This window comes from Pseudomonas rossensis (assembly GCF_039888995.1).
Lineage (GTDB): Bacteria > Pseudomonadota > Gammaproteobacteria > Pseudomonadales > Pseudomonadaceae > Aquipseudomonas > Aquipseudomonas rossensis.
In genome coordinates this window covers 1-11,172 of the sequence record NZ_JBBWCB010000158.1, presented here as the reverse complement: position 1 = coordinate 11,172, position 11,172 = coordinate 1, and the positions used below count along the sequence as shown (strand labels likewise).

Here is an 11,172-nt window from a genome sequence, read left to right as displayed (position 1 = left end):
TAGTAATCCAGCGCCAGAGCCTGCAACGTCGAGCGGGCGGCGAGGCCACCATCGGCGCACTGGCTGACGCCATCGGCGATGGCGAACAGGTAACCCTTGCTCGCCGCCAGCGCCGGGGCCGGAGTCACCAGGCGCAGGGCGTCCTGATTCTCCTCGCGAGGGCCGATGGCGCTCGCTTCGGCAAAACTCAGTTGCAGGCTCATTGAGGCCTCAGACCCGAGCGGCGGTCACGGCTGCCGAACCCCAAGTGGTTCTCCAGCGACGTTTCACGCCGTGCAGACCGAACCAGGCGAGCACGCCAAGGCTGGCGAACAACCACAAGGCCAGTTGATAACTGCCGGTGCTTTGCTTGATCGCGCCCATGCCCGCAGCCAGTGCAAATCCACCAATACCGCCGGCCATGCCGATCAAACCGGTCATCACACCGATCTCCCGACGAAAACGCTGCGGCACCAATTGGAAAACTGCGCCGTTACCGGCACCCAAACCGAGCATGGTGCAGACGAAAAGTGCCAGTGCCGCGTAGGAACTCGGCAGATTGAAACCCACCGCTGCGATGCAGACCGCCGCTACCGTGTACATCCCCAAGAGGGTGCGAATGCCACCGAAACGGTCGGCCAGAGCGCCGCCCAACGGACGCATCAAGCTGCCACCGAACACGCAGGCGGCGGTGTAGTAACCGGCGGTCACCGGGCTGAGGCCATATTGGTCGTTGAAATAGCCGGGCAGGGCGCTGGCCAGGCCGATGAAGCCGCCGAAGGTCACGCTGTAGAAAAACATGAACCACCAGCTGTCGCGGTCGCCCAAGGCCTTGAAGTAGTCGGACATGGACTTGGCTTTCGGCCGCTCAGGTGCGTTTTTGGCCAGCCAGGCGAAGACGATGATGGTCAGAATCAGCGGGATCAGGGCGAAGCCGAACACGTTGCTCCAGCCAAATGCAGCGGCCAGTACCGGGGCGATCAGTGCAGCGAGCACGGTGCCCGAGTTACCGGCACCGGCGATGCCCATGGCTTTGCCTTGGTGTTGTGGTGGATACCATTGCGAGGCCAGCGGCAGGGCGACGGCGAAGGATGCGCCGGCCATGCCGAGGAACAGGCCCAGCACCAACGCTTGTTCATAACTATGGATGCCGAGTTTCCAGGCACCGAACAGTGCGCAGATGACGATCACCTGGCCAATCAGCCCGGCGGTTTTCGGCGACAGGCGATCAGCCAGCAAGCCCATTACAAAGCGCAAAACCGCCCCGGCCAGAATCGGCGTGGCCACCATCAGTCCGCGCTGTTGGGTGGTCAGCTGCAGATCGGCGGCGATCTGCACCGCCATTGGACCGAGCAGGTACCAGACCATGAAACTCAGGTCGAAATAGAGGAAGGCCGCGAACAATGTCGGGGTATGGCCAGATTTCCAGAAGCTTGAATTCATCGCGCACCTCAGCTGTTAGGAGTCTCGAGAAGGAGTCATGAGCTTGCAGGTGGGGCGCCGCATCGGCCGCACCACCGGCCCCGGTCTGTGGGGCCAAAACAAAAAAACGCCGCCACCGGATTCGCCAAAGGGCAAATGAGGTGAGCGACGTCTTTGTCGTAGGTGGGGCAACCGCCGTTGGTTACCTGTAGTGATTACCTAGCGAGATCTGTGCCACATCCGGAATTTTTGTTAAGGCAAAAAGATCGCAGCCTTCGGCAGCTCCACAGGGTGTACGCATCCGATGTAGGAGCTGCCGAAGGCTGCGATCTTTTGCTCTTCAATCCAACAACTCGCTCATCGCGATGATCTGCTCCGCCACCTGAATCACCTTCTGCTGGCGGCTCATGGCCTGGCGGCGCATCAGGGTGTAGGCCTCTTCCTCGTTGCAGTCCTTCATTTTCATCAGCAGCCCTTTGGCCAGCTCGATGCGCTTGCGCTCGGCCAGTTGCTGGTCGCGGGCGTTGAGCTGGGCTCGCAGGGCCTGGTCGCTTTCAAAACGCGCCATGGCCACGTCGAGAATCGGCTGCAAGCGCTGTGCGTGGATGCCTTCGACGATGTAGGCACTGACCCCGGACTTGATCGCCTGACGCATCACATCGGGGTCATGTTCATCGGTAAACATCACGATCGGCCGCGGTTGGTCGCGGCTCACCAGCACCACTTGTTCCATCACATCGCGGCTCGGTGACTCGGTATCGATCAAAATCACGTCCGGACGCACCGTTTCGACGCGCGCGGGCAGGTCGATGGTCAGGCCCGACTCGTCGATCACCTCGAATCCGGCTTCGGTCAGGGCCGCCTTAAGGCGACCGACTTTCTTCGCAGTGTCGTTGATCAGCAGGATACGCAACATATTCGCAGTCTCCTGTCAGCGGCTGGCGAGAAGGGGCGAGCTGTCGCTCATGGCGTGCAGCTTGAAACTGCGGGCATAGCCGGCGGGGTCCAGGCCATCCCAGACCTTGCCGTCGATCAACTGGCTGCTGCGCATTGGCTGATCACTCGCGGCCACACCGACAGCGGTGGCGGCCTCTCGATACAAGTCTAGTTGCTGGACCTGACGGGCCACGCCCAGGTAGTCCGGGTCGTCGCGCAACAAACCCCAACGGCGGAACTGAGTCATGAACCACATGCCATCGGACAGATACGGCAGATTGACCTCGCCATCACCATGGAAGCGCAGTGCGTGCGGGTCTTGCCAGCGATGACCCAGGCCATCGGCGTAGTCACCGAGCAATCGCGGTTCGATGCAGTCGAGCGGTGCGTCGAGGTATTGCGGGGCACTCAACAGCTTCGCGGTGCTGCGGCGATTCTCGGTGCTTTCTTCGATGAAGCGGCTGGCCTCCAGAATCGCCATCACCAGCGCCCGTGCGGTGTTGGGGTATTGCTCGACAAAGGCGCGGGTGCAGCCGAGGACTTTTTCCGGATGATCGGGCCAGATGGTCTGGGTGGTTGCCATCGTGAACCCCAGATTTTGCTGCACCGCGCTGGCGGACCATGGCTCGCCGACGCAGAAGCCGTCGATGCGCCCGGCTTGCAGGTGCGCGACCATTTGCGGCGGCGGCACCACCACGCTGTCGACGTCCTGCAACGGATGAATACCCTGACTCGCGAGCCAGTAATACAACCACATGGCGTGGGTGCCCGTAGGAAATGTCTGGGCGAAGGTGAGTTTTGGGCGACTTTGGTGCACGTGCCGTTCCAGTGCTTCAGGACCGGTCACGTCCAGCGCCTGTAAGCCATGGGAGAGGTTGATGCTCTGGCCATTCTGATTCAGGCCCATGAGCACCGCCATGTCGGTCGACGCGACACCGCCGATGCCCAAATGCACCGCGTAGATCAAACCGTACAGACTGTGGGCGGCATCGAGTTCGCCACTGACCAGTTTGTCCCGCAGGTTGGCCCAGGACGACTGGCGCTTGAGGTTCAGGGTCAGGCCATAAGGTTGGGCAAAGCCCTGCGTGGCCGCGACCACTACCGAGGCGCAGTCGCTCAGGGCCATGAAGCCGAGGTTGATTTCGGTCTTTTCCGGGGCATCGCTGCCGTTGACCCAGGCCAGAGGGTTGGCTGGAACTTCAATCATCAGTAAACACCTTCCATAAAAAAGCGCCGGACCGGGCTGCTTGCCAGGGCAAGGCCAAGTGACGACGCCTTTGTCTTTCGACTCATCCCGCCGTTGGCATGAGTGCTGATGTCAGTGACGGTGCAAGGCATATGCCATCGCTCGCTGATTTTGTCGCGCGCCTCGCCTGCAACCCCGATGCCCGGCTATAATTGCCGCCACTTTTCGTAGCCCAGAGTCAAACCCGCCCATGTACACCCTGGCCCGTCAGCTGTTGTTCAAACTTTCCCCGGAAACCTCCCACGATCTGTCCCTGGACCTGATCGGCGCGGGCGGGCGTTTGGGCCTCAACGGCTTGCTGTGCAAGGCGCCGGCGAAAATGCCGGTGACCGTCATGGGCCTGGACTTCCCGAACCCGGTGGGTCTGGCGGCCGGGCTGGACAAGAACGGCGCGGCCATCGACGGTTTTGCGCAACTGGGGTTTGGGTTTGTCGAAATCGGCACCATCACGCCGCGCCCGCAGCCGGGCAATCCGAAGCCACGCATTTTCCGTCTGCCGGAAGCCGAGGCGATCATCAACCGCATGGGGTTCAACAACCTCGGCGTCGATCACCTGCTGGCTCGAGTGGCGGCGGCCAAGTTCAAGGGCGTGCTGGGTATCAATATCGGCAAAAACTTCGATACCCCGGTTGAGCGGGCGGTCGACGACTACCTGATCTGCCTGGACAAGGTCTACGCCCACGCCAGCTACGTGACGGTCAACGTCAGCTCGCCGAACACCCCGGGCCTGCGCAGCCTGCAATTCGGAGATTCGCTGAAGCAATTGTTGGCCGACCTGGCGACGCGCCGCGCAGAACTGGCGCTGCGCCACGGCAAACATGTACCTCTGGCGATCAAGATTGCGCCGGACATGACCGACGAAGAAACCGCTCAGGTCGCGCAAGCGCTGATCGAAACCGGGATGGACGCGGTGATCGCCACCAATACCACCCTGAGCCGCGTCGGCGTAGAAGGCATGGAGCATGGTGACGAGGCGGGCGGTCTGTCCGGCGCACCGGTTCGTGACAAGAGCACCCACACCGTGAAGGTGCTGGCGGCCGAGTTGGCCGGTCGCTTGCCGATCATCGCCGTGGGCGGCATCACCGAAGGCAAGCACGCGGCTGAGAAAATCGCTGCGGGTGCCAGCCTGGTGCAGCTCTATTCCGGCTTCATCTATAAAGGCCCGGCGCTGATTCGTGAATCCGTAGACGCCATCGCGGCCTTGCGCTAAACCCCGTAGGAGCTGCCGAAGGCTGCGATCTTTTGACTTTGATCTTGATTGCCAGGAAGCAAGATCAAAAGATCGCAGCCTTCGGCAGCTCCTACAGTGAGAGAGTGTTTGGCCAGAGAACAGGCATAAAAAAGGGCTCCTCGAAGGAGCCCCTGGGCCGAAGCCCGCCGCCCGGATGGGGCGTGCGTGGTAAGTCGTTACGTAATCAGATTGTCGTGTCGGAGTGTGTGCCCTGTGTTAGCCGACGGCGTGAAGTTCGTTGAGTCTATGGATTCCCGCAGTGCCGGTCATACCGTCCCAATTGTCGCCGCGTCCTTCTCGCCAGCCGTTAATCCAGGCTTGGCGTACCGACGGTAGAGTAAATGGGCAAAGCTCGCGGGATTTGCCACCAACGCCATATTGATATCCGCGCAAAAATGCTCTTTCCAACGGATCACGCTTAAGTCTTCTCATAGGGTGTTGCCCTCACTTGTTGACTGTATTTATCGCGTCGACCTCAATCGAGGTCTGGCAGAAAAACTCCTGCCGTTGGGGCTCGCTGCCGGCGTCGCGAGCCAAGGTGTTGACGTCATTGCGGTGTCAACCTGTGTTGAGTTCTAACCAATGCGTCACATCGAGGGAATGATCGTTTTGTCATAAGGACGTAACTATTAAGGTGGTATGGCCATAAGTAACACGATGTTGTCCCGTGTTTATTGGCAAAACCCCGGTATGATCGGCCCTGCGCTGCATGATGGATTGAATCCCTAAGTGAGAATACCTCCTGTTGAGCAGGGGGACTATTCGACGAAGGGTCGACTTATGACATTTTGTTGCATCAACTTTTTTATCTGCCTTTGCATCTAAGCTCTTTTAACCCGAGCAGCAAGGGTGGAACGGCACACCTTCGTGCCACGCGGGCGCTCTTTTAGAAAAGCGCCTGATTGAAAACCGGGCCGGCAATGCGTTGTCGGTTCACTTAGCCAAAGGCTCTGAAATTCCAATGTCCGATCAATTCGAAATCTTCCTCACTTGCCCAAAAGGCCTTGAAGGCCTGCTCATCGAGGAAGCCGTCGGGCTTGGCCTTGAGGAAGCGCGTGAGCACACCTCTGCCGTGCGCGGCATGGCAACCATGGAAACCGCTTACCGCCTGTGCCTGTGGTCGCGTCTGGCGAACCGGGTGCTGCTGGTGCTCAAGCGTTTCCCGATGAAAGACGCTGAAGACCTCTATCACGGCGTGCTGGATATCGAGTGGCAAGACCACATGCTCAACGATGGCACCCTGGCCGTCGAGTTCAGCGGTCACGGCTCGGGCATCGACAACACCCACTTCGGCGCCTTGAAGGTCAAGGACGCCATCGTCGACAAACTGCGCACGCCGCAGGGCGACCGTCCATCCATCGACAAGCTCAATCCGGACCTGCGCATTCACCTGCGCCTGGATCGCGGCGAAGCGATTCTGTCCCTCGACCTCTCCGGCCACAGCCTGCATCAGCGCGGCTATCGCTTGCAGCAGGGCGCGGCGCCGCTGAAGGAAAACCTCGCGGCAGCGATCCTGATCCGTTCCGGCTGGCCACGCATTGCGGCCGATGGCGGCGCGCTGGCTGACCCGATGTGCGGTGTCGGTACGTTCCTCGTCGAAGCCGCGATGATCGCCGCCGACATGGCGCCGAACCTGCGTCGTGAGCAGTGGGGTTTCACGGCCTGGCTCGGTCACGTCCCGGCCCTGTGGAAAAAGCTTCACGAAGAAGCCACTGAGCGTTGCGCGGCCGGTCTGGCCAAGCCACCGCTGTGGATTCGCGGTTACGAAGCGGACCCGCGCCTGATTCAACCGGGCCGCAACAACGTTGAACGTGCCGGCCTGAGCGAGTGGATCAAGATCTACCAGGGCGAAGTCGGGACGTTTGAGCCACGTCCGGACCAGAACCAGAAAGGCCTGGTGATCTGCAACCCACCGTACGGTGAGCGTCTGGGTGATGAAGCGAGCTTGCTCTATCTCTACCAGAACCTCGGCGAACGTCTGCGTCAGGCCTGCTTGAACTGGGAAGCTGCGGTATTCACCGGCGCCCCGGACCTGGGCAAGCGCATGGGCATCCGCAGCCACAAACAGTATTCGTTCTGGAACGGCGCGTTGCCGTGCAAGTTGTTGCTGATCAAAGTCACGCCGGACCAGTTCGTCACTGGCGAACGTCGCACCCCGGAACAGCGTCAGGTCGAGCGCGAACAAGTTCAAGCCGAAGTCGAAGTCGCAGACAACGACGTGGCACCCGGCAAGTACGAGAAGTACAACAAGAACGGCAACCCGATCAAACCGGCCCCGGTGGTGATCGAGCAACCGCGCTTGAGCGAAGGCGGGCAGATGTTTGCCAACCGCCTGCAAAAGAACCTCAAGGCCCTCGGCAAGTGGGTCAAGCGTGAAGGCATCGACTGCTACCGCGTCTACGATGCCGACATGCCGGAATACTCGATGGCCATCGACCTGTATCAGGATTGGGTCCACGTCCAGGAATACGCCGCGCCGAAGTCCATCGATCCGGAAAAAGCCTCGGCGCGCATGTTCGATGCCCTGGCTGCCATTCCGCAGGCCCTGAACATCGACAAGAGCCGCGTGGTGGTCAAGCGTCGCGAGCGTCAGAGCGGCACCAAGCAGTACGAACGCCAAGCGGCACAGGGCAAGTTCGTCGAGGTCAACGAAGGCGGCGTGAAGCTGCTGGTGAACCTCACGGATTACCTCGACACCGGGCTGTTCCTCGATCACCGGTCAATGCGCATGCGGATTCAGAAAGAGGCAGCCGGCAAGCGCTTCCTCAACCTGTATAGCTACACCGCAACCGCCAGTGTTCACGCAGCCAAGGGCGGCGCGCGCAGCACCACCAGCGTCGACCTGTCGAAAACTTATCTGGACTGGGCGCGTCGCAACCTGTCGCTGAACGGTTTCTCCGACAAGAACCGTCTGGAGCAGGGCGACGTGATGGCCTGGCTCGATGCCTGCCGTGACGAATACGACCTGATCTTCATCGATCCGCCGACGTTCTCCAACTCCAAGCGCATGGAAGGGATCTTCGACGTGCAGCGTGACCAGGTGCAATTGATCGACCTGGCCATGGCGCGTCTGGCCCCCGGCGGCGTGTTGTACTTCTCCAACAACTTCCGCAAGTTCCAGCTCGAGGAAAACCTCACCGAGCGTTATGCGGTCGAGGAAATCACCGCCCAGACCATCGATCCGGATTTCGCCCGTAATAGCAAGATCCACCGTGCCTGGAAAATCACGGCTCGTTGACACTTGAAGGGATTGGATCCACAGAGCCTTGATTTTTAAAGGCTCTTGGCTTCTTTCTGTGCTGGTCAAATTGATGGCTAATAGCTATAACTCAACGCATGGCCAATGGGCTTTCCCGCACCTGGCGTTTTGAGTTGCGTCTATGTCGTTGCCCGCCGTGCGCCCGAAGATCCTGGGGTTTATCAGTGAAGATGTCTCGGCCTGGCTGGTCGCACTGCTGGTATTGGTTGTCGGCGGGATTCTCACGGGATTGCTGGCGTGGTCGACGCTGAATCTGTTCCACCATCAATTGCGGCAACGTTTCCAACTGCTGGCCAGTGAACGTTACAGCCGTATCGAAGAGCGTTTCGAAGATCAGGAGCAGCGCCTCGATGGCCTGCGCCGGTTCTTTGCCAATTCCGATTCGGTCTCCCGAGCGCAGTTCGACGGTTACACCCAACCGCTGCTGCACCGGACTCAGGCCTACTCCTTCGCCAAGCGGGTAACCGGTGCCGAGCGGGCGGTATTTGAACGCCAGGTGCGTGCAGAGGGTTTACCCGAGTTCACCCTGCGCGAAATCAATGCCGACGGCCAACTGCAACTGGCGGCCGAACGGGATGAGTACGTGGCGGTGCTGTATAGCCAGACCCAAAGCAAACTGGGTTCGCCGCTGGGCTACGACTTGTGGGCTCAACCCTTGCGCCGTGCCACCCTTGAACGGGCCGATCAGCACGGCGGCATGGCGGTATCGCAGCCGATGCATCTGGTCAGTATCGAACCGGCCTATGCGCGCGGCGTGCTGCTGGTCGCACCGGTGTTGCTGCGCAATAGTCCGGCTACGGCGGGGGTGAAATCGTACGGTTATGTCATGGCCGTGATCAGCATGCATCAGTTGCTGGCGGACGGGCTGCCGGAGGCTGGCCGTGACTATCTTTCGGTGCGCATCCTCGACTTATCCACAGACGATCAGCACGAAGTGCTTTATGAGTCCCCCAACACGCCGGCGCCCAGTGAGTTGTCCGCGACCCAGTTGTTGCGGCTTGCCGACCATGACTATCAAGTCGACATTCAGCCCAGCGATGCCTTCCTGCGAGCCAATCACTCTTCGGTGACCACCCTGGTGGTGCTGGGCGGCTTGCTCAGTCTGCTGCTCAGTGCCTTGCTCTATGTGCTGGTCAGTCAGCGTCAACGGGCGCTGAAAATGGTCGAGCAACGGACCCAGGAACTGCGCGCCCGTGAGCAGGAGTTGCGCGGCACCCATGGCCAGTTGCGTGGCGTGCTGAATGCCGCGACCCAGGTGGCAATCATCGCCACTGATCTGCGCGGGGTTATCCAAACTTTTAATGCTGGTGCCGAGCAAATGCTTGGCTACACCAGCGCCGAAGTGGTGGGCCACATGACCCTGGAAAACCTGCACCTGCCCCGAGAGCTCCTGGCACGTTCGGCGGAGTTGAGCGCGCGTTATGGCAAACCGGTTCCGACCTGCCAGGCGATGTTGGTCGAGGGTGGCGAGGAGGGCGGTCACGAAGCGCGGGAATGGACGCTGTTGCGTAGCGACGGCAGCCATTTGACGGTGAACATGCTGGCGACCCCGGTCCTCGACGAGCAAGGCTTGTGGGTTGGGCACCTGGCGATCTGCATCGACATCACTGAACGCAAGCGGGTCCATGAGGCTCTGGCGGCACGGGACCTGTTGTTGAAGAAACTCAGCGCCCATGTGCCCGGCGGGATCTACCAGTTCAAGATGGAGTTCGATGGGCGCTTCAGCGTGATCTACGCCAGCGACGGTATTCGCGAGATCTACGAACTTGAGCCGGATGTGCTGTTGCTCAACGCCGAAGCGATTTTCACGCGGATTCATCCGCAAGACACCACCCGGGTCCGCGCCTCGATCCGGGCGTCGGCGGACACCCTCAGCCCTTGGCGCGAGGAATACCGCGTGCAGCTGCCCCTGCGCGGCCTGCGTTGGGTCCGTGGCGAGGCGACGCCGGAGGAACTGCCCGGTGGCGGCGTGCTCTGGCATGGCTACGTTTCGGACATCTCCGACCTCAAGCGAGTGCAAGAAGAATTGCGCGCGCTGTCGATCACCGACTCGCTGACCGGGATCCACAACCGCCGCTATTTCCAGGAACGCTTGACCACCGAAATGGCCCGGGTCGAGCGTGGTGGCGGCGAACTGTCGGTGATCATGCTCGATATCGACCATTTCAAACGCATCAATGACCAGCATGGCCACGCTGTCGGCGATCGTGTGTTGCAGATCGTGTGCGAACGCATCGGCCATCGGCTGCGGCGCACCGACGTGTTCTGTCGCCTGGGTGGCGAGGAGTTCATGGTGCTTTGCCCGGACATCAACGGCGAGCATGCCCATGTCCTGGCCTTGCAGCTATGGCAAGGGTTGCGCAGTTCGCCGATCGAAGGCGTCGGGACAGTGACCGCGAGTTTCGGGATTGCCAGTTGGCGAGTCGGGGAGGGCGCGGATGCGCTGCTGCTGCGGGCGGATTCGGGGGTATATGCGGCGAAACTGGCAGGACGAGATCGGGTAGCAGGAGAGATGAACTAACCCTCCATGCGGACCCCTGTGGGAGCGAGCTTGCTCGCGATGAGGCCCTGACATTCAACATTGATGTTGACTGTCACACCGCTATCGCGAGCAAGCTCGCTCCCACATTTGATCTCCAGTGACTGGAGGTTCGGGGTTAGAGCACCGAAGCCGTTTCCGGCAGTTTCGGCTGGCGATACAGGTCCAGCAGCACTTGATCCAGCACCGACGACGCGCCAAACGGTGCCTTGTCGTTGAGAATCGCCACCACCGCCCAGGTATTGCCGTTGATGTCGCGGCTGAAGCCGGCAATCGCCCGCACCGTATTCAGGGTGCCGGTCTTGACGTGGGCTTCACCGCGCATCGCAGTGGTCTTCAGGCGTTTGCGCATGGTGCCGTCGGTGCCGGCAATCGGCATCGAACTGATGAACTCGGCCGAATACGGGCTTTTCCAGGCCGCTTGCAGCATGCCGGCCATTTCACGCGCACTCACCCGTTCCGCACGGGACAGACCGGAACCGTTCTCCATCACCAGGTGCGGCGCGGTGATGCCTTTCTTCGCCAGCCACTGACGCACCACACGCTGTGCAGCCTTGGCA

8 protein-coding genes and 1 pseudogene are annotated in these 11,172 nt (G+C 60.8%); 3 read left to right on the top strand and 6 right to left on the bottom strand.

Going from position 1 to position 11,172, the window contains the following annotated elements; all coding sequences use genetic code 11:
- From WLY71_RS26620 to WLY71_RS26605, 4 genes and pseudogenes are all read right to left on the bottom strand, one after another.
- Positions 1-203: pseudogene (locus WLY71_RS26620) on the bottom strand (bifunctional protein-serine/threonine kinase/phosphatase); the annotation flags it as partial.
- A 7-nt stretch (positions 204-210) separates the two neighbouring features.
- Entirely contained in the window at positions 211-1,422 is a 1,212-nt protein-coding gene (locus WLY71_RS26615) for a nitrate/nitrite transporter (protein WP_347805925.1), read from the bottom strand.
- 319 nt (positions 1,423-1,741) lie between these two features.
- On the bottom strand, positions 1,742-2,317 hold the full coding sequence (locus WLY71_RS26610; RefSeq protein ID WP_347805924.1) for an ANTAR domain-containing response regulator: 576 nt from the start codon (positions 2,315-2,317) through the stop codon (positions 1,742-1,744).
- A 15-nt stretch (positions 2,318-2,332) separates the two neighbouring features.
- Positions 2,333-3,544, bottom strand: coding sequence for a CmpA/NrtA family ABC transporter substrate-binding protein (locus WLY71_RS26605; protein ID WP_347805923.1), 1,212 nt, complete (start codon positions 3,542-3,544; stop codon positions 2,333-2,335).
- Positions 3,545-3,773: 229 nt separating this feature from the next.
- On the opposite strand from WLY71_RS26605, the gene WLY71_RS26600 reads away from it, so the two are divergent.
- Positions 3,774-4,793 (top strand): quinone-dependent dihydroorotate dehydrogenase, encoded by a 1,020-nt coding sequence (locus WLY71_RS26600; protein ID WP_134421785.1) that lies wholly within the window; start codon positions 3,774-3,776, stop codon positions 4,791-4,793.
- Positions 4,794-5,030: 237 nt separating this feature from the next.
- On the opposite strand, the gene rmf is transcribed toward WLY71_RS26600, so the two are convergent.
- Complete coding sequence (gene rmf, locus WLY71_RS26595) at positions 5,031-5,246, bottom strand: ribosome modulation factor (RefSeq protein ID WP_003223300.1); 216 nt, start codon at positions 5,244-5,246, stop codon at positions 5,031-5,033.
- A gap of 529 nt (positions 5,247-5,775) precedes the next feature.
- On the opposite strand from rmf, the gene rlmKL reads away from it, so the two are divergent.
- Both rlmKL and WLY71_RS26585 read left to right on the top strand, forming a co-directional pair.
- Positions 5,776-8,052 carry a bifunctional 23S rRNA (guanine(2069)-N(7))-methyltransferase RlmK/23S rRNA (guanine(2445)-N(2))-methyltransferase RlmL gene (gene rlmKL / locus WLY71_RS26590; RefSeq protein WP_347805922.1) on the top strand — a complete coding sequence of 759 codons (2,277 nt, stop codon included), beginning with the start codon at positions 5,776-5,778 and terminating at the stop codon, positions 8,050-8,052.
- A gap of 142 nt (positions 8,053-8,194) precedes the next feature.
- Positions 8,195-10,594 (top strand): sensor domain-containing diguanylate cyclase, encoded by a 2,400-nt coding sequence (locus tag WLY71_RS26585; RefSeq protein WP_347805921.1) that lies wholly within the window; start codon positions 8,195-8,197, stop codon positions 10,592-10,594.
- 136 nt (positions 10,595-10,730) lie between these two features.
- Here WLY71_RS26585 and WLY71_RS26580 read toward each other — a convergent pair.
- On the bottom strand, positions 10,731-11,172 hold a 442-nt coding region (locus tag WLY71_RS26580; RefSeq protein ID WP_347805920.1), incomplete at its 5' end, for a D-alanyl-D-alanine carboxypeptidase.